General features: G+C 69.9%; 20 protein-coding genes. 11 read left to right on the top strand and 9 right to left on the bottom strand.

The genetic code is table 11. From position 1 onward, the window contains the following. Nucleotides 1–59 precede the first annotated feature (59 nt). Both OHA25_RS38450 and OHA25_RS38445 read left to right on the top strand, forming a co-directional pair. A complete protein-coding gene (locus OHA25_RS38450; RefSeq protein WP_327581825.1) occupies nt 60–1,628 on the top strand; it encodes an FAD-dependent monooxygenase in 1,569 nt (522 codons plus the stop codon). Then, nucleotides 1,628–4,330 carry an ATP-binding protein gene (locus OHA25_RS38445; protein ID WP_327581824.1) on the top strand — a complete coding sequence of 901 codons (2,703 nt, stop codon included), beginning with the start codon at nt 1,628–1,630 and terminating at the stop codon, nt 4,328–4,330. Before OHA25_RS38450 ends, OHA25_RS38445 begins: the two co-directional genes overlap by 1 nt. A 1-nt stretch (nt 4,331) precedes the next feature. On the opposite strand, the gene OHA25_RS38440 is transcribed toward OHA25_RS38445, so the two are convergent. Continuing rightward, a complete protein-coding gene (locus OHA25_RS38440) occupies nt 4,332–5,048 on the bottom strand; it encodes a hypothetical protein (RefSeq protein WP_327581823.1) in 717 nt (238 codons plus the stop codon). A 122-nt stretch (nt 5,049–5,170) separates the two neighbouring features. Here OHA25_RS38440 and OHA25_RS38435 point away from each other — a divergent pair, with 122 nt between their 5' ends. Next, nucleotides 5,171–5,767: an HXXEE domain-containing protein gene (locus OHA25_RS38435; protein WP_327581822.1), complete on the top strand. Its 597-nt coding sequence runs from the start codon at nt 5,171–5,173 to the stop codon at nt 5,765–5,767. Here the strand turns inward: OHA25_RS38435 and OHA25_RS38430 are convergent. After that, nucleotides 5,749–6,291, bottom strand: a complete 543-nt coding sequence (locus tag OHA25_RS38430) for a TetR/AcrR family transcriptional regulator (RefSeq protein WP_327581821.1) — start codon at nt 6,289–6,291, stop codon at nt 5,749–5,751. The genes OHA25_RS38435 and OHA25_RS38430 overlap by 19 nt on opposite strands. Nucleotides 6,292–6,374: 83 nt before the next feature. Here OHA25_RS38430 and OHA25_RS38425 point away from each other — a divergent pair, with 83 nt between their 5' ends. Genes OHA25_RS38425 through OHA25_RS38415 form a run of 3 tightly spaced genes read left to right on the top strand, consistent with a single transcriptional unit; the run spans nt 6,375 to nt 9,135 of the window. Further along, nucleotides 6,375–7,193 (top strand): SDR family oxidoreductase, encoded by an 819-nt coding sequence (locus OHA25_RS38425; protein WP_327581820.1) that lies wholly within the window; start codon nt 6,375–6,377, stop codon nt 7,191–7,193. A gap of 12 nt (nt 7,194–7,205) precedes the next feature. Continuing rightward, a complete protein-coding gene (locus OHA25_RS38420; RefSeq protein ID WP_327581819.1) occupies nt 7,206–7,871 on the top strand; it encodes a carboxymuconolactone decarboxylase family protein in 666 nt (221 codons plus the stop codon). Between the two features lie 46 nt (nt 7,872–7,917). Next, on the top strand, nt 7,918–9,135 hold the full coding sequence (locus OHA25_RS38415; protein ID WP_327581818.1) for an FAD-dependent oxidoreductase: 1,218 nt from the start codon (nt 7,918–7,920) through the stop codon (nt 9,133–9,135). A gap of 66 nt (nt 9,136–9,201) precedes the next feature. Here OHA25_RS38415 and OHA25_RS38410 read toward each other — a convergent pair whose 3' ends face one another. After that, a complete protein-coding gene (locus tag OHA25_RS38410) occupies nt 9,202–12,426 on the bottom strand; it encodes a Tn3 family transposase (RefSeq protein WP_327581817.1) in 3,225 nt (1,074 codons plus the stop codon). A 159-nt stretch (nt 12,427–12,585) separates the two neighbouring features. Continuing rightward, complete coding sequence (locus tag OHA25_RS38405; protein WP_327581816.1) at nt 12,586–12,906, bottom strand: DUF5005 domain-containing protein; 321 nt, start codon at nt 12,904–12,906, stop codon at nt 12,586–12,588. A gap of 348 nt (nt 12,907–13,254) precedes the next feature. On the opposite strand from OHA25_RS38405, the gene OHA25_RS38400 reads away from it, so the two are divergent. Beyond that, nucleotides 13,255–14,313, top strand: a complete 1,059-nt coding sequence (locus tag OHA25_RS38400; protein ID WP_327581815.1) for an amidohydrolase family protein — start codon at nt 13,255–13,257, stop codon at nt 14,311–14,313. A 59-nt stretch (nt 14,314–14,372) separates the two neighbouring features. Further along, nucleotides 14,373–15,083: a Clp protease N-terminal domain-containing protein gene (locus tag OHA25_RS38395; protein ID WP_327581814.1), complete on the top strand. Its 711-nt coding sequence runs from the start codon at nt 14,373–14,375 to the stop codon at nt 15,081–15,083. 14 nt (nt 15,084–15,097) lie between these two features. Here OHA25_RS38395 and OHA25_RS38390 read toward each other — a convergent pair whose 3' ends face one another. Further along, the gene (locus OHA25_RS38390) at nt 15,098–15,760 is read right to left on the bottom strand and encodes a response regulator transcription factor (protein ID WP_327581813.1); all 663 of its coding nucleotides are present in this window, start codon (nt 15,758–15,760) and stop codon (nt 15,098–15,100) included. Next, on the bottom strand, nt 15,757–16,884 hold the full coding sequence (locus tag OHA25_RS38385) for a sensor histidine kinase (RefSeq protein WP_327581812.1): 1,128 nt from the start codon (nt 16,882–16,884) through the stop codon (nt 15,757–15,759). Before OHA25_RS38385 ends, OHA25_RS38390 begins: the two co-directional genes overlap by 4 nt. 219 nt (nt 16,885–17,103) lie before the next feature. Here OHA25_RS38385 and OHA25_RS38380 point away from each other — a divergent pair, with 219 nt between their 5' ends. Then, nucleotides 17,104–17,571, top strand: a complete 468-nt coding sequence (locus tag OHA25_RS38380; protein ID WP_327581811.1) for a DUF6223 family protein — start codon at nt 17,104–17,106, stop codon at nt 17,569–17,571. Nucleotides 17,572–17,670: 99 nt separating this feature from the next. Here OHA25_RS38380 and OHA25_RS38375 read toward each other — a convergent pair whose 3' ends face one another. Both OHA25_RS38375 and OHA25_RS38370 read right to left on the bottom strand, forming a co-directional pair. Continuing rightward, nucleotides 17,671–18,879 (bottom strand): cytochrome P450, encoded by a 1,209-nt coding sequence (locus tag OHA25_RS38375; protein ID WP_327581810.1) that lies wholly within the window; start codon nt 18,877–18,879, stop codon nt 17,671–17,673. Between the two features lie 158 nt (nt 18,880–19,037). Further along, a complete protein-coding gene (locus tag OHA25_RS38370; protein ID WP_327581809.1) occupies nt 19,038–19,535 on the bottom strand; it encodes an FBP domain-containing protein in 498 nt (165 codons plus the stop codon). 73 nt (nt 19,536–19,608) lie between these two features. Here OHA25_RS38370 and OHA25_RS38365 point away from each other — a divergent pair, with 73 nt between their 5' ends. After that, nucleotides 19,609–20,187 carry a TetR/AcrR family transcriptional regulator gene (locus tag OHA25_RS38365; protein ID WP_327581808.1) on the top strand — a complete coding sequence of 193 codons (579 nt, stop codon included), beginning with the start codon at nt 19,609–19,611 and terminating at the stop codon, nt 20,185–20,187. Between the two features lie 44 nt (nt 20,188–20,231). On the opposite strand, the gene OHA25_RS38360 is transcribed toward OHA25_RS38365, so the two are convergent. Beyond that, nucleotides 20,232–21,134, bottom strand: coding sequence for a LysR family transcriptional regulator (locus tag OHA25_RS38360; RefSeq protein ID WP_327581807.1), 903 nt, complete (start codon nt 21,132–21,134; stop codon nt 20,232–20,234). A gap of 70 nt (nt 21,135–21,204) precedes the next feature. On the opposite strand from OHA25_RS38360, the gene OHA25_RS38355 reads away from it, so the two are divergent. Continuing rightward, a complete protein-coding gene (locus tag OHA25_RS38355) occupies nt 21,205–21,918 on the top strand; it encodes a CTP synthase C-terminal region-related (seleno)protein (protein WP_327581806.1) in 714 nt (237 codons plus the stop codon). Nucleotides 21,919–22,053 lie beyond the last annotated feature (135 nt).

Here is a 22,053-nt window from a genome sequence, read left to right as displayed (position 1 = left end):
ATACTACATTGTCGTACTACAACGTCGTACTATGATGTAGTGATTGAGGAGATGCTCTGGTGAACACTCAAGTCCTGATCGCCGGCGCCGGCCCGACCGGGCTAACTTTGGCCATCGAGCTCGCCCGCCGCGGAGTGGACCACATCCTGGTCGAAGCCGGCGAGGCTCCGGCGATCGGATCGCGCGGCAAGGGGCTCCAGCCACGCAGCCTGGAGGTGCTGGACGACCTCGGAGTGATCGACGAGATCCTGGCAGGTGGCAGCATCGGCTTACCGCTCCGGCTCCACCAGGGCGACGAGCTCCTGGTGGAGCTTGCCACGGCCACCGCTACGGGGCCGCGGCCGGGCGTGCCGTATCCCGACCTAGTGATGCTGCCCGAGTGGCGGGTCGAGCAGATCCTGCGCGACCGGCTGGCCGCCCTCGGCGGCCACGTACTCTACGGTGCCGCCTTGCGAGCCTTCACGCAGGACGGCGACGGTGTCACCGCCACGCTGGCCGGCGGCCAGACGGTCCGGGCCCGCTACCTGGTCGGCAGCGACGGCGGGCACAGCAGCGTGCGGCACCTGCTCGGCGCGACGATGGACGGGAGCACCCAGGAGGACCAGGTCTTCTTCGTCGGCGACGTGAAGATCCACGGCCTGGCCGCGGACGCCTCCTACGCCTGGTTCGGCCAGGACGGCTCCTACCTGGCGGTCGCGCCGCTGCCGAACGCCGACGCCGCCTGGCAGTTCCAGGCCAGCGCGCACCCCGGCCCCGACGGCGAGCCCAGCCTGGAACTGTTCCGCGAGCTGTTCCGTGAACGATCCGGCCGGGCGGATGTGACGCTGTCGGACGCGTCCTGGCTGTCGCGCTACCGCTTCAACGCCCGCATGGTCGGCAGCTATCGGTTCGGTCGCGTCTTCCTGGTCGGCGACGCCGCACACGTGCACTCCCCGGCCGGCGGCCTGGGCATGAACACCGGCATCCAGGACGCCTACAACCTCGGCTGGAAGCTGGCCGCTGCCCTGTCCGGCACCCCCGACACCATCCTCGACAGCTACGGCACCGAACGTATCCCCATCGCGGCCAAGGTCATCGCCGGCAGCTCACGCGGCTTCGAATCCATCTTCGCGCTGAAGGGTGTGCGCCGTTTCCTGCGCGACCGCGTGCTCTTCCCGCTCGTCAAGCTGCCCGCCATCATGAACCGTCTGCTGGCCATGACCAGCCAACTCGACCTCGCCTACCCCGACTCGCCGCTCACCGCGGCCGGCGGCCCGCGTCGCGGCCCCAAGGCCGGTGACCGCGCGCCCGACGCCCGTGGCGCCACCCCCGACGGCGCCCCGCTCCGCCTCTTCGACGTCACCCGCGGCACGCACTGGACCCTGCTGGGCTTCGGCCCGCAGACCGCCCAAGCCCTCTCCGCCCCCCGAAGCCCGCACGTCAGCCCCCTGCAGATCGTGCGCTCCGGGCGGGCGGACCTCCCGCTGGCACTCATCGGACAGGAGGCCCCCCGGCTCTACCGGGCCCGCCCCGGTACCCTGCTCTTGATCCGCCCCGACGGCTACATCGCGCTACGCACCGAGGACCCCAGCATCGTGGACACCTACCTCGACCAAACCCTGTCGCTCACCGTCGCGAGCACGATCTGATGTTGTACGGGCGCCAGGCCGAACAAGCGATCATTGACGAGTTGCTGCACGCGCGCTCCGGCGCGCTGATCGTGCGTGGCGAGGCGGGCATCGGCAAGTCGGCCCTCCTGGACTACGCCGCCACGCATGCGCGGGTACGGGTGCTGCGGGTCAACGGTGTCGAAGCCGAGGCCGACCTGCCGTTCGCCGCCCTGCACCTGCTGCTAGGCCCGGTCCTCGACCACCTGGGAGCACTGCCACCCCAGCAGGCCGAGGCGCTACGCGGCGCGCTCGGCCTCGGCGGCCCGACCCGGGGTGACCGTTTCCTCGTCGGGCTGGCGACGCTCAACCTCCTCGTGGAACTGTCCGCGGCGGGCCCGGTGGTGTGCCTGGTCGACGACGCCCAGTGGCTCGACGGCGAGTCGGCCGACGCCCTGCTGTTCGCCACACGCCGCCTGCACACCGAGCCGGTGGCCGTCCTGTTCGCCGCGCGCGAGGGCTTGCCCACCCCGGGGCAGCCGGAGCTGCGGCTGGGCGGGCTCGACACCGAGGCGGCCCGGCGGCTTCTCGCCGAGCAGGCATCCGACCTGCCGCCGGTCGTACGCGACCAACTCCTCACCGAGGCTCGCGGCAACCCGCTCGCCCTGGTCGAGCTGCCCCGCATGCTCACCGCCGAGCAGCGCAAGGGCGCGCTCGTCCCGATGTCCTTCACCCTCGGTACGGCCGAGCCGGTGACCGACCGGGTGCTGACCGGCTTCCGCGACCGGATCGCGGAGCTGCCCGCTGCCACCCGCTCCTGCCTGCTGGTGGCAGCCCTCGACGACCGCGCCGCGCTGAGCGTGCTCGCGCGGGCGGTGGGCCTGCTCGGTGCCTCGCTGACCGACTTCGCCGAGGCCGAGCGGGCCGGCCTGGCAAGGGTGGGCCCGGAGGGCGTCGCCTTCCGCCATCCGCTGGTGCGTACGGCGGTGCTCCTGGTCTGTGACATCGGCGTCCGGATGGCGGCGCACCGGGCGCTGGCGGAAGCCGTCGACGACGACCGGCGGGCCTGGCACCTGGCCGCTGTCACGCTGCAGCCCGACGAACAGGTGGCGCGCGAGCTGGAGCGCCTGGCGTTACGCGCCCGGCAGCGCGGAGGCCAGACAGCGGTGTCGGCGGCCTACGCGCGCGGGGCCGAGCTGTCGGTCGATCCGGCCGAGGCCGTACGCCGGTGGACGGCCGCAGCCGGGGCCGCGGCCGAGGCGGGGCTGTGGGAGCGCGCGGGTGAGCTGGTCGCCAAGGCGCTGCGGCTGGCGGAGGGAGTCACGCTCGCGGGGTCCGTGCCGGCCGAGCTGGCCCAGGTGAGAGCGAAGCTGGAGATCGAGGCGGGCCGGCCGCTGAACGGCGTGCGGCTGCTGCACGAGGGAGCCGAGGCGGCCGGCGACCAGCTTGCCAAGCTGTCGCTGCTGAGCCTGGCGGGCTTCTACACCTGGGCCAGCACGCCCCGCCCCGACCAGCTCGCGCTGGCCCGCCGTACCGAGGAACTGTGTCCGGACGGTGGCGGGCTGGCCGAGGTGGTGCGCACGTTCAACCGCGCCTTCCGCCTGATCATCGAGGGGGACGCAGTGACCACGCTCGCCTACCGGACACCGGGCCCGGCCGATTCCATCCCCTTCGAGGTGTGGTTCATCCTCACCTTCCAGGCCACTGTCCGCGCCGATCACGACGGCTTGCGGGAGGGCGCCTCCCGGATTGTGGAGGACTGCCGAGCGGGAGGACGGCTGGGACGCATGCCCCAGGCCATGACGATGTTGTCCATTGCCCAGCTCGTCAGCGGGCACCACCGGTCGGCGCGGGCCACGGTGGCCGCGGGACTGGACCTGGCCGCCGACATCGGCCAGCCGCAGTGGAGCAGCTACCTGGCGGGCATGCACGCCTGGCTGTCGGCGGTCGCCGGCGCACAGGAGGAGTGCGAGGCGATGGCCGAGGAGGCGCTCCGCGACGCCGAACAGCGCAGGTGGATGCCGGGGACCTACTGGGCGGAGTACGCGCGAGTGATGCTCGACCTGGGAGCGGGCCGTTTCGAGGCGGTGCTCGACCGGGTGGAGCGGGCGTCGACCGGTCCCGCGCGCCACGCCTTCCTGTGGCGCTATGCCTGGCCCGACTATGTCGAGGCCGCTGTCCGGGCGGGCGACCCGCAGCGCGCGCAAGGCAGGCTGAAACTCTATGCGGAGTGGGCCAAGGCCACAGGCGAGGCAAGGCCGCTTGCCGTCCTGCATCGGATCCGTGCCCTTCTGGCCCCGGACGGCGAAGCCAAGGGGCTGTATGAGCGGGCGCTGGCCCTGCACGCCGAGGGAGAGCAGCCCTTCGACGAGGCGCGCACCCGGCTGGTCTACGGGGAATGGCTGCGCCGCCACAGGCGCCGCGCCGAGGCGCGCACTCAGCTCCGGGCCGCGGTGGAGGCCTTCGACCGGCTCGGAGCCGCCCCCTGGTCCGTCCGCGCGTCCGCCGAGCTACGCGCGACCGGCGCCTCCCTGCCGGACCGTGCCCGCGCCGGTGATCCGCTGGCCGCACTGACCCCGCAGGAACTCCAGGTGGTACGGCTGGCCGTCACGGGCGCGTCCAACCGGGAGATCGGCGCGCAGCTGTTCCTCAGCCCGCGCACGGTCGCCTCCCACCTGTACAAGGCCTTCCCCAAGCTGGGCGTCTCCTCCCGTGCCGAACTGGCCAGGCTGGAACTGACGTAGGTCAGACCCGGCGGTAGATGATCGGCTGCGCGGCGATGCCGTTGGCCTTGAAGTTGGCCAGCACGAAACTGCGGAAGGTGGGCCGGAAGATCAGGCTCGGCAGAAAGGTCCGCCAGTTCGGCCAGCTCGCGTGATTGACGAGCCCGTAGTCGGCTGGCTCGCCGTCCACCGGCCGCATCAGCGCGGAGTTGGGCAACGCGGTCTTGGCCTGGAACCATCCGGCGGTGTACTCCCACACCCGCAGCAGGGTCTCGCGGTCGTCGGCGTAGAAGTAGTTGAACAGGAAGCAATGATCCTGGCGGTGGTCCACGTCGCCGAGCCGTCCGGCATTGGCGGCAACGATCTGGTGCGTATGGCGGGCGGCCGCACGGAACGTCTCGGCGAGTTCCTGGTAGGCGGCGCTCTCGCGCAGCTCCAGGGCCGCCTCCACCGACGCGGTGCGGATCAGCACGACGAGGTCGAAACGCGCCGGCCGGAGACCTCGGGCGGCCAGCACCTCCTCCCCCTCACCGGGCGGGCGCAGGACCGCGCGGAACACGTTCACCTCGCGCGCCTCCAGGCCTGAGGCCAGCGCCTTGAGGCGGGCGGCCAGCCGCACGGGGGCGGCGGCGAAGGGGCCACGCCAGGAGCCGACCTCACCGGCCAGCAGGAGAAAGCCGTCGCCGGTCGGGGGCAGCGCGCGGGCCTTGACGGCCAAGTGGTCATTGATCAGCCTCATGGCGCAGACACTAGCCAGAGCCCGCTCGGGATCGCTTCCGTCAGCTGACTGATGTGACCGCGAACGAACATCAGTCACGTGACGGAGGCGGCGGTCACCTCGAGGTTCCTAAGGTCAGGGCCATGCCCCAACGACCCGAGCCCTACTCGGCGACCGTCATGGCGATCCTGGCGGTCGCCTTCTGCGCCTGGGCCCTGCTGACCCTGCCCCTCCAGGGCGCCGTCGTCCTCGTGGTGGCCAGCGTGCTGGCCTGGAGCGGCTGGATGGCCTTCAGCTACGCCCGGCCGGTGAAATCCAGAAAGGTGATCGCCCTCTACCTGTGCGCGGTCGGCTTCCAACTCATCCACATGGCCGAGGAGTACACCGGCGGCTTCCCGCACGAGATCGTCGAGCTGTTTGACTCGCCGCGGGACTGGCCGGAGAAGGAGTTCCTGCTGGTCTTCGTCTTCGGCTTCGGCGCGCTCTACTTCTTCGCCGGAGCAGGAGCGCTCTACCGCATCCGCGCGGCCAACTTCTTCCTGTGGTGGTACGCCCTGGGCGCGGGCCTGCTCAACGGCATCGCCCACTTCGTCTTCCCGATCATCAAGGGCGGCTACTTCCCCGGCCTGTACACCGCCGGCGGCCACTTCATCATGAGCGGCCTGCTCATCTACTTCCTCATCAAAGAGAACCGCCTGCTCAAAGCCGAGGAGCAGCAGGCTCATGCGCTGGTCAGGTAGCGCTGCAGGGTCGGCGCGAGCCACTCGACCACCTCCTCATCCGACATGTCAACCGCAGGAGGAAATTTCAGGATGTTACGGCACAGCGCCATCCCCAGCACCTGCGAGGCCACGAGGACCGCCCTCGCCGCCGCCCGATCCCCGGCCAAGGCAACGAGCATCGGGGCGAGCTGGGCGCCGAACACCTCGCGCATCCGCTGGGCCGCGGCCTCGTTCGTCACCCCCGCACGCAGCAGCACTTGGAGCGCGTCATCGGCGCGCCACCGCCCCAGGAAGTGCCGGATGATCGTCTCGCCCAGGCGTTCGGGCGGCACCCGGCTCAGGTCAGGCAGGCGCAGATCGAACTCCGCGGCCGTGGCGAACAGCTTCTCCTTGGAGCCGAAGTACCGCATCACCATCGCCGGGTCGATGCCGGCCTCGGTGGCCACCGCCCGGATCGTCGTCTTCTCGTACCCGTCGGCGGCGAAGCGCTCGCGCGCCACCGTCAGGATGACCGCCTTGGTCTCTGCTGCCGATCTTCTCATGCCAACAACTGTAGGCCAACACTGGTTGACTTTGCTAGCCGACTAGGTCAACAATCGTTGGCATGCGACGAAAGGATCACATCATGTCGAAGACCGTCCTGGTGACCGGCGCCTCCACTGGAATCGGCCGCGCCACCGCCCTGCTGCTGGCCCACGAGGGCTTCACCGTCTACGCCGGCGTCCGCAAGGAGGCCGACGGCCAGGCGCTCGGCCCCACCGTCACCCCCATCAAGCTGGACGTCACCGACCTCGGCCAGATCGCCGACGCCGCCCAGCGCATCGGCCACCTCGACGCCCTGATCAACAACGCCGGCATCGGCGTCACCGGCCCCCTGGAGTTCGTCCCCATCGACGCCTTGCGCTGGCAGTACGAGGTGAACGTCTTCGGCCAGGTGGCCGTCACCCAGGCCATGCTGCCCAAGCTGCGCGCATCGAAAGGCAGGATCGTCACCGTCGGCTCGGTGGGCAGCTGGATTACCCTGCCCTTCGGCGGCCCGCTGTGCTCCTCCAAGCACGCCATCCGCTCACTCAACGACGCGCTGCGCATGGAGCTCAAGCCGTACGGCGTGGCCGCCGTCCTCATCGAGCCCGGCTCCATCCACACCGACGCCGTCGACAAGCTGGAAGACGAGGTCGAACCCCGCCTAGCCTCCCTCGGCGAACAAGGACGGCGGCTGTACGGCCCTGCCTATCGCACCATGACCACCGCCGGCCTCAAGGAGGAACGCTCAGGCTCCAGCCCCGACGTCGTCGCCCGCGCGGTCCTGCACGCCCTCACCTCGGCAAAGCCCCGCTCCCGCTACCCGGTCGGCAAGAAGTCCCGGCTGATGAGCACCCTCGGCCGCATCGTCCCCCAGTACACCCTCGACCGCCTGCGCCTGCGTGCGCTCGGCCTGTCCTGAACGGAGCCCACCATGACCCAGCTCGCCGGAGCCGACGCCCTGACCGCCCTCGACCCCGTCTTCGCCCAGCTCGCCGTCGGCGCGGGCCACAACCTGTGGGGCCTGGCCCACCTGACCATCCGCGAGAAGGCCTTCGTCTGCCTCACCGCCGACCTGTGCCACCCGCATCTCGACCTGCCGCTGGCCATGCACGTGCAGATGGCCCTCGCCAACGGCGTCGAACCCGAATCGATCCGGGAGCTCTACCGGCACCTGGCGCCCTACGTCGGCTACCCGATCGTCGTCACCGCCTTCCAGCGCCTGACCGAGCTCGGCCTGCCCCAAGCCCAGGACGACAAGCCCGTTGAGCCGGCGCCACTGGCCGGACCACTGGCGCGAGCCGTACACGCCCTGGAGAACCTGGATCCGGGCCTGGCGGCCTTCACCGAGGACCAGCTCGCCCAGCGCTGGGCCCGCCCTCACCTCACCGTCCGGGAACGCGCCGTCGCCTGCCTGACCGTGGACGTCTTCTACCAGACTCTGGGTGAGTCCCTGTGGCTGCACGCCGAGCTGGCCAAAGCCGCCGGGGCCACCGACGAGACCCTGCGCGACCTACTCCGCGGCTTGGCCGAATTCGGCATGCCACGGGCCTGGGCCGCCGCGCAGGCGCTGTTCCCACGCTCGCAGGCGGAGGTATGAGCGTGATGCAGCTGCCGACCGACAGACTCAGAAGGGACACCATTTCATGAACGTCGTTATCGCCGGCGGTGGTCCGGCCGGAATGATGCTGGGACTCCTCCTGGCCCGCGGCGGCATCGAGGTGACCGTGTTGGAGAAGCACGGAGACTTCCTGCGTGACTTCCGCGGCGACACCGTGCACGCCTCCACGATCCGGCTGATGGACGAGCTGGGGCTGGGCACGAGGTTCCGCGAACTGCCGCAAAGCCGCCTCGGCGAGCTGGAGGCCCCGCTCCCCGACGGGAGCAGGATCGCGCTGAGCGACATCTCCGGGCTGCCGGAGCCGTACAACTACGTCGCGATGATGCCCCAGTGGGACCTGCTGAACTTCCTGGCCGAGGAAGCGGCGCGGGAGCCGGCCTTCACCCTGCTGATGAACACGGAGGTGGCCGGGTTGCTCCGGGAAGGCGGCAAGGTCGTCGGCGTACGCTGCGGCGATCGGGAGCTCCGTGCCGATCTGACGGTGGCCTGCGATGGGCGGCACTCGACCATCCGCCGCGAGCTGGGCCTGGCGGCCCGCGAGTTCCCGGTGCCCTTCGACACCTGGTGGTTCCGGCTGCCTCGCCACCCGGACGAACGCGACCAGATCGCCCGGCTGAACGGAGAGTTCAAAGGCGACCAGATAGCGCTCAGCTTTACCAGGGAGGACTACTACCAGATCGCCTACTTCACCCGCAAAGGCGCCGACCCGAAGCTTCGGGCCGAGGGCATCGAGCGCTTCCGCGAGCGGATCGCCGCGTTGCTGCCGCGCTTCGCCGACCGGGTGGACCACTTGCGGAGCATGGACGAGCTGCACCTGCTCGATGTGAAGATGAACCGGCTGGAGCGATGGTACGCCGAGGGCGTGCTGCTCATCGGGGACGCCGCACACGCCATGTCACCGGCTGGCGGCATGGGCATCAACCTGGCCATCCAGGACGCCGTCGCCACGGCGACGCTCCTGATCGAACCGCTACGCGCCGACCGGCTTTCCACCGCCGACTTGGCCCGGGTGCAAAGGCACCGCTGGTGGCCGACCGTGTTGGTCCAGCAATTCCAGCAGATCCTGCACCGGGCGATGTTCGTGCCTGCCTTCGCCGGCAAGGGCGCCCGGCCACCGCGCCCGCTGGTCTTCCTCGCCAGGCACTTCCCTCCGTTCAAGAAGATCCCCTCGAAGCTGATCGCGTTCGGCCCCCGCCCCGAGCACGCTCCGACCTACGCCCGACGCGCGGAGCAGGAACCATGACCCCGGCGGACGCCACGAGATAGCTGTAGCCCGGTCCTGTCCGGGCCTGACCTGGTGGACGGCTCGTTATGCCGCCTCGCCCAACATGGTGAAGTCGATCTCGGGCAGGTCGGGGTCGAAGTCGTCGGGGCGCAGGCGCAGCACGTCGGTGGCATACAGCCCGAACCGGCTGATGTGCGCGGTCAGATAAGGCGACAGCTGCGCGATGTCGGCGGCGGTGATGTCCTTGCCCTTTTCGGGCTGCCAGCCCTCGGCCAGCAGCTGGCGCAGCACGTCGGTCATGTCGAGGGCGGTGTGGAAGATGACGCAGTTGGCCAGCAGCGAGTTGAATTTGATCATCTTCTCCTGCTCGGCAGGGTCGTTGTCGGCGATGACGCCGTCGTTGCCGAAGCGCAGCCAGCCGGAGAACCCGTTGAATCCCTCCACCTTGTTGGTGACCGCGGTGATGCGCCGCCGCAACGCGGGGTCGGCCAGGAAGCGCAGCAGCGCCACGGTGCGTACGCTCCGCCCGACCTCGCGAAAGGCCCGGTAGATCTCGTTCTTGCGCGAGTGCGAGCCCAGCCGCCGCAACAGGGTGACGGAGTTGAGCCGGCCCTCCCGGATGGAGATCGCCACCCGCATCAGGTCCGGCCACATCTTCTCCACCAGCTCCCAGTCGATCACATTCCGGTGCCCGCCTTCCCCGCGGAACAAGGAGTCGATGTGGTGGTAGGCGACCTGGTCGGCGTGCTGGAAGAAGGTCAGCCCCTTCCAATTGCGGATACGCGGCATCAGATCGAACCCGAACAGGTGCGCGAGGGTGAAAACCGGGAACGACTGGCCCTGGGTATCGGCATGCACGGTCTTGGGCTGAACTTCGGAGGCATTGGCCAGCAGCCCGTCGATAATGTAGATCGCCCCGCACGGCACGAACCGGGAGAACAACGCGATGTAGTTGTCGGATACATAGTGGTAGGCGATGCCGCCGAAGCCCCCATAGCGGATGCTGGTCTCCGCGAGCAGGTTGTCAATGTAGGTGTCGACCTGCGTGCCGTCGGTGCCCACACTGCTGCCATCACCCCAGGCCTTGACCACATCCAGCGCCGCGAAGGCGTTGACCACATCGGTGATCGCCTTGTTCAGCTTGGCCAAAGTGATGTGCCGATTCTTGGCCAGCGAGATCTCGTGCGCGGTGATCCCCTCGATATGCCGGGCGGCCTCGGCCGGGCCCATGTTCGACCCGCACGCGAACGTGGTCAGCACATAGCGTTCCTGCGGCTTCTTCAGCTTGTTGTCGTGGCCGGAGGCCGGCCCGAAGTGTCGGTGCCAGCCCAGCCAATACGCGGTGCGTGAGACGATCTCGATCAGCGTGCGCTCGGGCATCCGAGCCTTGATCTCCGCACCCAGCTTGGTCGCAGCCACGCTGGCGCCGAGCCCCTTCAGCCGTTTGAGCGTCGGCGTGCCGTCCTTGGCGAAACTCAGGTCCTCGTTGTCGGCATAGCCGGCATCCAGATGCTCGGCCGCCTGGCGGTGGCGCTCCTTCAACTCGGCCACGAACACGGCCGCACTTTCCGGCAGACCCGCCTCGGCGCAATAGGCGGCCAGCAAGGGCCGGCACTCCTCGAAACTCAGCAGATGCGAGCTCCAGTCGCCGTACTCGGCGGCCCCCTCCACCGCGACGTCACCGGTGCGCAGTTCCTCGGCCAGGTAGGCGAACACCATCGCCTCGAAGTGCCGTTTCACCAGCATGCCCGGGTGCTTGCGGTCACGGACGGCGCGTTGCCAGTTGGCCGAGGCGAACCGCAGATCCAGGCTGCGGCCGTTCGCGTCGCGGCCAGGGATGAAATCACGGGTCTTGCCCCAGTATGTGAGAGCGTGCTCGAGTGCGTCCAAGACGCTGCGGTCAGCCGAGGTCGCCTTGAACCTCAACACCGCGGCCAGGGCCAGCATGGTGGACCGGTCAGCCTTGAAGAACTGCTGGATGAGCAGTTCGTGGTTGTCGTGCTGATAGGCCGTCACCTCCTCGATGTCGGCCAGTTGCGCGGCCGCGCCACCGGCCCGCTCCACCACCTGCCGGACCGAACCCACTCCGGCGGCCTGCATCCGCACCGCCTTGATCAACACCCCTACCGCCGCTCCGAGACCGGCCCGCTGCTGTGATTCGGCGCTATCCGCACCCACCTCGTATCCGACTTCCTCGCCGGTCTCGGCATCGGCCCCTGCCTCGACGCCGGGGCCCCGTAGCGCGGTCAATGCCATCATCACCATCTGCGCGGCCGCGACCTCGGCCACCTCGACCGGCCCGCCCGGCACCAGACCCTGCAGCACGCCTCGGTAGGTGCCGATCAGGTTCTCCACCACCTGCCGCTGCCGCTGATGGATCTCCTCCAGCTTGGCCTTGGCCTTCTTGACGGTGGCCGCCATCCGCTTGCACATCATCGCGGCCAGGTCATCGCGCGCCCGCGCCTGGGCGGTGGACACCAGGCACACCAGCAGCGCCACCCGCTTGACCTCCACGCTGTAGGAGCGGGCCAGCACATCGGCATCGGCCGCCTCCGCCTCCCCGGCGAAGTCGGCGACCTTCGAAGCGGCGATGCCCTCCAGCACCGCCTCGGTGTCGCAGATGCCCTCCACCCAGGCCAGATGCGCGGCCTGATCCTTAAACTTCGACCAGCTCGCCCGACGCGCCGGCTTCTTCAACCGATCCAGATTGCTCTTGCCGCCCGGACCGATCTCCAGCAACGCTGCCAGCCGTGTCCGGTCTCCGGGGCTCAGCCGCCGCCAGATCGTCTCGAAGATCTGCCCGTTGACCTGGCCACGGATCATCGACTCCATGCTGTCCAGCGTGGAGAACGCCGGCGGCTCCAACCGGGCCTGCGCCAGCCGCTCCAACGCCACGTTGATCAAGTCCGCAGGATGGTTCTTCACCCAGGCCGCCCGGGTCATCGCCTTGGCCGCGATCTTGCGCGCCTTGGCCGGTGCGTAACCCACCCCCTCGCGGCGCCGTATCAGCACCCGGTGCGACTCGGCCGTGCGCGGCGAGGCGTACACGGGCATGATGTCCTCGCCCAGATCCAGGCACCGCCGTACGTGCTCCACCACCACCGGCGGCACCTCGCGCGCCTTCGGGAAACGACCCAGCCGCTGAAAGCACTTCAGCGCGAGCGTCAGACCCAGCAGGTGCTTATCGGTATCGGTCTTCTCCCGGGCCCACACCGCCTCCTCGTCCGAGGGCGAGTAGAACAGGTACAGCTCACGCGTCATCACCAACCGCGGGAACACCCGGTAGGCGGTCCGCTCCACCGACGTCACCGCACACGCCTCCCGGCTTACCCCGCCAACGGACGAGACACACCGTAGCGAGACGAACACGCACACAACAGGCAAGGAAGATCACAGCTTCATCAGCTCCACCGCTCACCCCCTCAAGATCATCCCAATGTGGGTTTTGGGCTTATGTGGGCTGACCCCCTAGATGACCTTGAGGGTGTTGCCCTCGACCGTGCCGTCGCCCACCCAGTAGAAGTCGTCGGGCGACAGGTCGGTGTCGATCAGCGAGGTCGGCGCGGCGGCGGTGCCCCCGTGCAGCGTTGGGCCGAGGTTCGAACCGTTCTGGATGACCATCGAGTTGCGCAGGAACGGGGCGTCCTGGGGACGGGAGTAGTCGGGGTTGACGGCGCCGAGGAAGGAGTCGGAGAAGATCCAGGCGATGCGGCCGTCGGGGAGCGGGATGGAGACGGTGGCGTCGCCGCCGGTCCAGTGGCCGCCGGCGTTGCCGTACCGGCCCCACATTTCGGCCAGGTCGAGGGGCGGCGTGAGAACGGTGGCGGAGGCTGAGGTAGCGGTGGCGGAGGCGGCCGTGGGGGCGCTTGGAGCAGCCCCATCATGACGATCAGCGACAGGGCTGCAGTGAGTAACCGGGATAACGCCCGGCTGCTGCGAGATCTGGTGATCACGCCAGGATATTAAGTCATTAGATGACTTCTTACTATATGTCTGACACGGCGTGGAGGACGATCGCAGGTCAGAGCTATATGTGTTGGATTCTTCTGACGAATCAACGATAGCGCCAACATGTTTCCGTTGATGTTATCTGTGATACCGTCGAAGAGGAATCGACGGAAACAGAAGGAGTATGGCATGTCAGAGAAGGTGCGCATCGTAGGTCTCGAAGAACACGTGGTTCTGCCAGTCCTGCTCGATGCGTGGGCGAAGGCCGGGGTCCCGCGGATCCCGCAGCTCGGTTACGGCGACGAGCCGTTCGCGCGGCGGCTACGAGAGACCGGCGACCAGCGCCTGGCAGACATGGACGATCAGGGCCTGGACGTGGCGGTGCTGTCGCTGGCCACACCGGGCGTGCAAAACCTCGAGGCGGCGGACGCCGTGAGCGTCGCACGGGACGCCAATGACGCGCTCGCCGCGATCGTCGACGCGAACGCGGACCGGTTCCAGGCGCTCGCGGCCATCCCGACGCCGTCCCCCGAGGCCGCCGCCGAGGAGCTGGAGCGCGCCGTCACGCAGCTCGGCTTTCGCGGCGCGATGGTGTACGGGCGCACTGGCGCCAAGCCGGCCGACGCGCCGGAGTTCGACGACCTCTATGCCACCGCCGAGCGGCTCCGCGTGCCGCTGCACTTCCACCCGCAGACCCCGGTGCAGGCGGTTCAGGAGGCGTATTACTCAGGACTGCCCAACGGAGTGGGCCCCATGCTCGCGACAGCCGGACTGGGCTGGTACTACGACCTCGGCGTCCAGTATCTGCGGATGATCTTCTCCGGCGTGTTCGACCGTCATCCCGATCTGCAGGTGATCGCGGGGCACTGGGGCGAGGTCGTCCTGTTCTACCTGGACCACATCGGAATCCTGCAGAACGCGGCGAAGCTGGAGCGGCCCCTGGCCGACTACTTCCGCCAGAACTTCTGGGTGGCCGGCAGCGGCACGGTGAGCGAGCGCTACCTGCGGTGGACGGCGGAGGTGGTCGGGACCGGCCGCATGTTGTACTCGACCGACTATCCGTACACCTTCGGGACGCGGCCCGGCGGCTTTCCCTTTCTGGACACCAGTGGCGGGGTCGCCCGGTCTTTCCTGGAGCGCGCGCCGTTCACCGCGGAGGAGAAGGCCGCGATCGGGTCCGGCAACTGGGAGCGGCTGACCGGTCACGTGGCCGGCCGCCGCGGACGACACGACGCCACGCTCGGGTAACCGCCCACAATCGTCAACCTGAGGTTGACGATTCTCTTTCGTCAACCTATGGTTGACGTATGGATCAGACCGTACGCCTCGACGACCTCATCAACGCGATCAAGAGCCGGCACCCCGGCAGCGACCCCCTGGAGCAGCTCTCCGACGCCGTGACGCTGGGTGAGCACCTCGGCGAAGTGGCCGATCACCTCATCGGCCACTTCGTCGACCAGGCCCGCCATTCCGGCGCCTCCTGGACCGAGATCGGCCGCAGCATGGGCGTCACCAAGCAGGCAGCCCAGAAGCGGTTCGTGCTCAAGGAGGGAGGGCTGGCCGCGGAGCTGGCCTCCTACGGCCGCTTCACCTCTCGTGCCCGCAACGCGGTCGTGGCGGCGGAGAAGGAGGCCAGGGAGGCCGGCAGCGAGACCGTCGAGCCGGAGCACCTCGTTCTCGGTCTGTTGCACGAGCCGGAGGCGCTGGCGGCCAAGGCCATGGTGACGCTCGGCGCGCCGCTGGACCAGGTCAAGGACGTCATGAAGGCCATGCTGCGCCCCGGCGGCCAGGCCGCGCCCGACCTGCTGCCGCTCGCCCCGCAGACCAGGAAGGCCCTGGAGCTGACGCTGCGCGAGGCGCTGCGGCTCGGCCACAACTATGTCGGCACCGAGCACATTCTGCTCGGCCTGCTGGCCCTCGGCGATGGGGCGGTCGTGGCCGCGCTCAACGGGCTCGGCCTGACCACGGAGACCGCGGAGAGGGAGATCAAGCGCATGCTCCACACCCTCGCCGGCTAGCCCTACCGGGGAGGTCAGGAGGTGCGTGGGACTACCAGGCCCGATTCGTAGGCGAGGACCACGAGCTGGGCACGGTCACGGGCATGGAGCTTGGCCATGGCCCGGTTGATGTGGGTCTTCGCGGTCAGTGAGCTGATCATCATGCGGTCGGCGATCTGGTCGTTGGACAGGCCCTGCGCGACCAGCGTGACGGCCTCGCGTTCGCGGTTGGTCAGTTCTTTCAGCTCCGTGCCGGCGCCGGTGCGGAGCGGCTGGGTGACGTACCGGTTGATCAGCTTGCGGGTGATCGACGGTGCGAGCAGGGCGTCACCGCGCGCGGCGACGCGTACGGCGTGGAGGAAGTCCTCCGGCACGATGTCTTTGACGAGGAATCCGGCCGCGCCGGCGCGCAGCGCGTTGAAGACGTATTCGTCCAAGCCGTAGTTGGTCAGGATGACGACGTGCACCCCGGCCAGCGCCGGGTCCGCGGCGATGCGCCGGGTCGCCTCGATGCCGTCCACGACCGGCATCTGGATGTCGATGAGCGCGACGTCGGGCAGGTGTTCCTTGACCAGGGCCAGGCCCTCCTTCCCGTCGGCGGCCTCGGCCACCACCTCGATGTCGTCCTCGAGGTCGAGGAGCGCCCGGAATCCACTGCGAAGGAGCGGCTGGTCGTCGACCAGCAGGACGCGGATCACGACGTCCGGTCCACGGGAAGTTCGGCTTGGACGGTGAAGCCGCCCTCGCCGCGCGGTGCCGCCCGCAGGCGACCGCCGAGGGCGGTGACGCGCTCGCGCATCCCGAGCAGCCCCACGCCGGGCACCGGGGCGGCGTCCGGCGTGGCCTTGCCGTCGTCGTCGATGCGGATCGCGAGGGCGTCGGGACGGTAGTCGATCCGGACCGACGCCGTCGCGGCCGCGGCGTGACGGGCGATGTTGGTGAGGGACTCCTGAACGATCCGGTAGACGGTCCGGTCCACCGCGGCCGGCACGTCGTGTCGTTGCCCCCCGATCGTCAGCGTCGCGTCCAGGCCGGTCGACCGAGCCCGTTCCACCAGCTCCGCAACGTGGTCGAGCCCACGCGGCGGATGCGTGTCGTCCTCGCGCAGCGCCTCCAGGGTCGCGCGCAGCTCCCGGGCCGCCTCACGTCCGGCCTCCTGGATCGCCAGCAGGGTCTCCGGCACCTGCTCACCCCGCCTGCGGGCCACGTGGACGGCGACTTCGGCCTGCAGCTTGATGATCGAGATCTGGTGGGTGAGCGAATCATGCAGCTCCCGCGCGATGTGCAGCCGCTCCTCGTCGGCGCGGCGCCGCGCGGTCTCCTCCCGGGTGCGCTCGGCCTCATCCGCCCGCCGCTCGGCCTGCCGCAGCGCTTCGCCCGCGGCGCCGGCCGCGATCAGCCAGGCCAGCTCGAGGGCGCCTCGGGCCTGCGCGAACGCCTCGCCCGTGTCGTGCAGGCCCGAGGCCAGGGCCGCGAGGGGCAGAACGGCCAGCATGATCACGCTTGCCGCCACCGTGATCGTCCGGTGTCCCGCCCGCACGGCTGCGTACACCGCGAACAGGTACGCGACGGCCGGTACGTCGAAACCGGCGGCCTGATAACCCACCGCGCACACCCCGGTGACGGCCAGGACGGGAACCGGAACCCGGCGGCGCGCGGCCAGCACCAGGCCGCCTGCCGTCAGGAGCACGTAGCCGAGCAGGTCGAGGAACGTGGCCGAGTGCTCACCGGACAGCCCGGTGACCAGCAGCGCCGCCGCCACGCCGACGGCGATCGCCCAGTCTGTGACACCTGCCCGGACACCGGACGGTCCTGTGCTCATGCGCGGCACCCTAGCCGGATGTTCGCCCGGGCAACACCTGCGCACGGATGACCGGCCGCCTACCGCGCACGCAGTACCTTCCCCTGCTCCTGCGGCTTCCGCAGCACGCGGGTGAGGCATCGGCGGCAGCGCGAATTGCCTGCCTCCGGGGGACGATCGGCGGTGGGTCCAGCGGACATGCTCAGGCGAGGTTCAGTCGCAGGAGAGAAGGAGCACCTCATGCCCGTCCGCCACCTCGTTGCCGCCGTCGCAGCCGCCCTGCTGGGAGGTCTCGGGTTCGCCACACCGGCGGCCGCGCATGTCATGGCCCCGGCGGCCGATGTCAGTGCCTACACCTTGACCGCCGGGCGTCTCTGGTCCGTGGTGGCCGCGCTGCTGGGACTGGCCGGCGTGGTCATCGGCGGGCTGGCCCTGGCCCGCTCCGCCGGTCGGATCGGCACCGGCAACGGGCGAAGGGGGGCCATCGTGGCGCTCGTGGCGGGGCTGGCCGGCGCGGTCATCGGCGGGCTCGTTGTGGCCGCCGCCGACGGTGGCCCCGGCACCGGCTACGGAATAGTCGGCGGCTTCATGGCGCTGGTGGTCGGGCTGATCGCCATGGTCCTCGGCGGGCTGGCTCTGGCCCGCTCCCGCCGCGGGCCGGGGCCGCGCTCGGCCGGCGTGCGCGCCTCGAGCTCAGCGCGTAGCTGAGGCGTCAGGACGAAGCGCGGGCCGTGCGCTTCGTCCTGACGCCATCACCCATGCATACGGAGGCAATCATGGCGGCCGATCACCGCCGATCAGCACCCGTTACACGTCCCAGGTGACCGGGAGGCTCTTCACCCCGTAGATGTCCGCGGTCTCCGGACGGAGCGCAACCTCGTCGGCCGGTACGGCCAGGCGCAGCGTGGGGAAGCGGTCGATCAGTGCGGGGAGCGCAACGCGCATCTCGACGCGGGCGAGCTGCTGGCCCAGGCACTGGTGGATGCCGTGGCTGAAGGCCAGGTGACCGCCGTCCTGCCTGCGCAGGTCGAGCACGTGGGGGTCGGTGAAGCGTTCGGGGTCGCGGTTGGCGGTGTTGAGGGACAGGATGACCGTCGTACCGGCCGTGATGGTGTGGCCGCCCAGCTCGACGTCCTCCAGCGCGACCCTTTGGAACTGCTTGGCGACGCTCAGATACCGCAGCAGCTCTTCCACGGCCTGGTCGGTGAGCGCAGGCTCGGCGCGCAGACTGGCGAGCTGCTCCGGGTTCTGCAGCAGCGCGAAGGTGCCCAGCGCCAGCATGTTCGCGGTGGTGTCGAACCCGGCCGACAGCAGGATCAGGGCCATCCCCTGCAACTCCTCGTCGGTCAGGTCGCCGTCGAGCAGGTCGCTGAGCACGTCGTCGGTGGGGTTCGCGCGCTTGGCCACCACCAGCTCGGCGAGGTACTGCTGCGTCGCGGTGTAGGCCGCCATCAGCTCCTCGTCGCCGACCTCCCCGCCGAGGAACTTGTCGATGTTCTCCTGGAAGAAGCCCCGGTCTTCATCCGGCACCCCCAGCAGCTCACAGATCACGATGGCGGGGATCGGCTTGGCGAACGCGGTCACCAGGTCCGCCGGCGGCCCGGCCTTCTCCATGGCGTCCAGGTGCTCGGCGGTGATCTGCTCGACCCGCTCGGTGAGCAGCCGCATCCGCCGGACGGTGAACTTGCCCACCAGCGGTTTCCGGTACCGGCCGTGCTGAGGCTCGTCCATGAGCAGGAACTCGCCGGGCGGCGCCGGAGGGACCTCGATGTCGCCGTAGTCGATCAGCGGGTGGTGGCGCATGAGCTCCCTGCGCGAGCTGAACCGCGGATCGGCCAGGACCGACCGGACCAGGTCGTAGCCGGTGACCAGCCAGCCCTGGTGCCCGCTAGGGAAGGGGAATCGGCTGATCGGGCCGTGCTCGCGGGCCTCGATCAGCTCCTTGGGCGGGTCGAAGGGGCAGCCGAGCTGACGCGCCGTCGGCATCGACGTGACGGTGTGGAGGGATTCACCCATGGCTATTCCTCATCTCGCGAAGGATGCGTTGCAATGGCCGTGCGGCGCGAGGACGCAGTCGCTGAGCCGTTCATGGCATCCACGATCGCCGACCGCTCTGATATCGGGCTGTTGCCGTGCTGACACGGCCGCTGACACGACCCCGCCTCAGAAGGCCGTTACTTGATCACTTTGTCGATGAAGGCTGTCAGGTTGACCTGAGTGCGGGCGATCTTCTCCTCCACGGAGAGAGTCTCGTCAAGGTCTCCCCCGGCAGCCGGCTGCTTCTTGCCCCGGGTGTAGAGGGAACAGGCCAGATCGCTGCATACGTACTGCCCGACCGTGTTGCCGTGGCGTCCGGCCTCGCCGGTGCGGCGTGCGGTCATCAGCGCCACGCCGCCGCTGGTGTGGGTGGTCAGGCACAGCGAGCACATGCTGCGCGAGGTGAAGCCGCGAGAGGTCCCCGGGGCCGCCCGGAGCGCGATCCCGACCAGACCGCCGTCGCGTTCGGCGACCAGGTAGCCGCGTTCCGGTGCGCCAGGATCTCGCCATCCGAGGAAGTCGAGGTGGTCCCAGGGCTGCTCATCGAGGTCGCGGGGGACGCCCAGGCGCTTGGCCTCGCCCTTGGAGCAGTTGACGAAGGACCTGCGGACATCGCTCTCTGTGAGGGGTTCCATGTTCCGCGAGGCTAGCTTCCCTAATATAATTAGGCAAATCCCTTATTTGATTAGAAAATCGATCGGAGGTCCCGTGGCACGCGAGGGCATCACCGGCGAACGGCTCACCCGGACAGCGGCGGAGCTGGCCGACGAGATTGGCTTCGACAAGCTGACCGGCTCGGCGGTCGCCCGCAGGCTGGGTGTCAAGGACCCGAGCCTGTACGCCCACATCCGGAATGCGCGAGAGCTGAAGGTGCGGGTGGCGCTGCTGGCCCTGGAGGAGCTGGCCGATGTGGCCGCCGCCGCGCTGGCCGGGCGTGCGGGCAAGGATGCGCTGGTGGCCTTCGCCAACGCCTACCGCGACTACGCCAAGCAGCACCCGGGCCGGTACGCCGCCGCCCGGTTCGAGCTCGACCCGGAGACCGCGGCCACCAGTGCGGGGCGCCGGCACACGGAGATGATGCGGGCGATCCTGCGCGGCTACGACCTGCCGGAGCCGGACCAGACCGACGCGGTGCGTTTCCTGGGCAGCACCTTCCACGGTTATGTGAGCCTGGAAATGGCGGGCGGCTTCCGCCACACCCCGCGCGACGCCGACGCCTCCTGGGCGTGGGCTCTGGACACTCTCGATTTCGCCCTCAGAAACCCTTCACGGAAACCGGGCCGGTAGCGCGCGCAGGACAGCCGCCGACTCGGCCGGCGCGCGGATCGCCGTCAGCTCGACAGCGCCCGGCCCAGGTCGGCGGCCGAGCCAGGAGGCAGCGCGCCATGCAGCAGCTCGACCCGGTGCACCAGACGCGGCCAGGCCAACGGCACGCCGCACGCCGTCGGCGCCACCACGGAGCCCGATGGCTCGGGCGCCCGTCCGGGCAATGCGGAGGCAGGCAGGAGGGTCAGGCCGTGGCCGGCGGCCACGAGGTTGACCACCGTGTGCACGTCGTCGCCCCGGTACTCCAGCGCGACCGGGAACCCCTCCCCCACCAGATCCCGCAGCCGCGCCAGCGGGCACAGGTCCGTCTGCAGCCAGCGCGCGTCCACCAGGTCGCCCAGCCGCAGGGCCGCCCGCCCCGCCAGGGGGTGATCGGCGGGCAACGCCACCACCAGCTCCTCCTCGCTCACCCCCACGGTCGTCATCGGACCGGTGTCGGGCAGCCGCAGCGGATCGCTGGGCGCGGCGATGCCGTCGGCCAGCCCCAGATCCGCCTCCCCTTCGGCCACCAGGGCGCCGACGTGCTCGCGCCCGCACGTCACCAGCGTCACCTCCAGCCGCGGCTGAGCGGCGCGCGCCCGGGCCAGGCGGCCGGCCAGGACCGCGTTGACGGCCAGCGGTGTGGCGGCCAGGCGCAGCCGGTGCCTGGGTGCGGCCGCGGCGCGCAGCACATCGGCGCGGGCCGCACGCAGCCGCAGCAGCAGCGGCCCGGCGTGCTCCAGCAGCCGCCGGCCCGCAGGGGTCGGCTCCACCGGGCGGCGGCTCAGCAATGCCAGCCCCAGGTCCGCCTCGAGCGCGGCGACCTGCTGGGAGATCGCCGACTGCGTGTAGCCGAGCTCGGCGGCGGCCGCGGAGAACGAGCCGTGCCGGGCGACGGTGACGAACGTCGTCAGCAAATGAGGATCCATCAGCGTTGCTTATAGCAGATGCAGATTTCATCGTTGGCGCTTAACTGAAGCGGGCGGCCACCATAGGGGCATGAGAATCGCCCTCGTCGGGGACCGCTCCCCCAGCGTCCGCTCGCACACCCGCATCCCGCTGCTGATGGAGGCGCTGCGTGAGCGCGACGGCATCGCGCTCGACCCGTACTGGATCCCCACCACCGACGTGGCCGGGCTGGACGCCTTCGACGGCATCTGGATCCTGCCCGGCAGCCCGTACCGCGACGAGGCGGGCGCGGTGGAGGCCGCGCGCGTCGCCCGCGAGGAGCAGATCCCGCTCTTGGGCACGTGCGCCGGGTTCCAGCACATGCTGCTGGAGTTCGCGCGGCACGTGTGCGGGCTGGACGTGGCGCACGCCGAGAACGAGCCGGGCGCCCGCGACTTCCTGCTCACGCCGCTGGCGTGCTCGCTGGCCGGCCACGAGAACCTGGTACGGCTGACGCCCGGCACGCTCATCGAGCAGATCATGGGCACGCCTGCCACCATGGAGGCCTACGTGTGCTCCTACGGGCTCAACGAGTCTTACACGCAGACGCTGGCGGCGGGCGGGCTGGTGTTCTCCGGTCACGCCGCCGACGACGGCGCGGTGCGGGCGGCCGAACTGCCCGGCCACCCGTTCTTCCTCGGCACGCTGTTCCAGCCGGAGCTGGCCGGCGACGGGCGGCGGCCGCACCCGGTGATCTCGGCGTTCGCGGCCGCGGTCGCCCGCCACGCCGGCCACGGCCAGACGACGTACGCCGGCACGCCCTGACGGCCTGCCGGCGTACGAGGGTCGGACCGCAGCCCGGGCTCGGTCCCCGACGAGCGCCAAGAGCGGCGCCCGCAGCCGAACGGCCCGCCCGACGGCAGGCCCGAGAAGGGCCGGAAAGAAAAGAGCAGGGCCGCA

It is taken from the genome of Nonomuraea sp. NBC_00507 (genome assembly GCF_036013525.1).
In the GTDB taxonomy this organism is placed as follows: domain Bacteria; phylum Actinomycetota; class Actinomycetes; order Streptosporangiales; family Streptosporangiaceae; genus Nonomuraea.
Note: the sequence above shows the minus strand (reverse complement) of the source record. Positions and strands in the feature narration are given on the sequence as shown.

What these genes read in the sequence shown, in the direction of transcription:
- OHA25_RS38370 (WP_327581809.1), bottom strand. Translation starts at nt 19,535, where the DNA reads ATGGAACCCCTCACAGAGAGCGATGTCCGCAGGTCCTTCGTCAACTGC.
- OHA25_RS38355 (WP_327581806.1), top strand. Translation starts at nt 21,205, where the DNA reads ATGAGAATCGCCCTCGTCGGGGACCGCTCCCCCAGCGTCCGCTCGCAC.
- OHA25_RS38405 (WP_327581816.1), bottom strand. Translation starts at nt 12,906, where the DNA reads ATGTGGGGCCGGTACGGCAACGCCGGCGGCCACTGGACCGGCGGCGAC.
- OHA25_RS38445 (WP_327581824.1), top strand. Translation starts at nt 1,628, where the DNA reads ATGTTGTACGGGCGCCAGGCCGAACAAGCGATCATTGACGAGTTGCTG.
- OHA25_RS38395 (WP_327581814.1), top strand. Translation starts at nt 14,373, where the DNA reads ATGGATCAGACCGTACGCCTCGACGACCTCATCAACGCGATCAAGAGC.
- OHA25_RS38400 (WP_327581815.1), top strand. Translation starts at nt 13,255, where the DNA reads ATGTCAGAGAAGGTGCGCATCGTAGGTCTCGAAGAACACGTGGTTCTG.
- OHA25_RS38425 (WP_327581820.1), top strand. Translation starts at nt 6,375, where the DNA reads ATGTCGAAGACCGTCCTGGTGACCGGCGCCTCCACTGGAATCGGCCGC.
- OHA25_RS38415 (WP_327581818.1), top strand. Translation starts at nt 7,918, where the DNA reads ATGAACGTCGTTATCGCCGGCGGTGGTCCGGCCGGAATGATGCTGGGA.
- OHA25_RS38440 (WP_327581823.1), bottom strand. Translation starts at nt 5,048, where the DNA reads ATGAGGCTGATCAATGACCACTTGGCCGTCAAGGCCCGCGCGCTGCCC.
- OHA25_RS38430 (WP_327581821.1), bottom strand. Translation starts at nt 6,291, where the DNA reads ATGAGAAGATCGGCAGCAGAGACCAAGGCGGTCATCCTGACGGTGGCG.
- OHA25_RS38380 (WP_327581811.1), top strand. Translation starts at nt 17,104, where the DNA reads ATGCCCGTCCGCCACCTCGTTGCCGCCGTCGCAGCCGCCCTGCTGGGA.
- OHA25_RS38420 (WP_327581819.1), top strand. Translation starts at nt 7,206, where the DNA reads ATGACCCAGCTCGCCGGAGCCGACGCCCTGACCGCCCTCGACCCCGTC.
- OHA25_RS38360 (WP_327581807.1), bottom strand. Translation starts at nt 21,134, where the DNA reads ATGGATCCTCATTTGCTGACGACGTTCGTCACCGTCGCCCGGCACGGC.
- OHA25_RS38385 (WP_327581812.1), bottom strand. Translation starts at nt 16,884, where the DNA reads ATGAGCACAGGACCGTCCGGTGTCCGGGCAGGTGTCACAGACTGGGCG.
- OHA25_RS38435 (WP_327581822.1), top strand. Translation starts at nt 5,171, where the DNA reads ATGCCCCAACGACCCGAGCCCTACTCGGCGACCGTCATGGCGATCCTG.
- OHA25_RS38375 (WP_327581810.1), bottom strand. Translation starts at nt 18,879, where the DNA reads ATGGGTGAATCCCTCCACACCGTCACGTCGATGCCGACGGCGCGTCAG.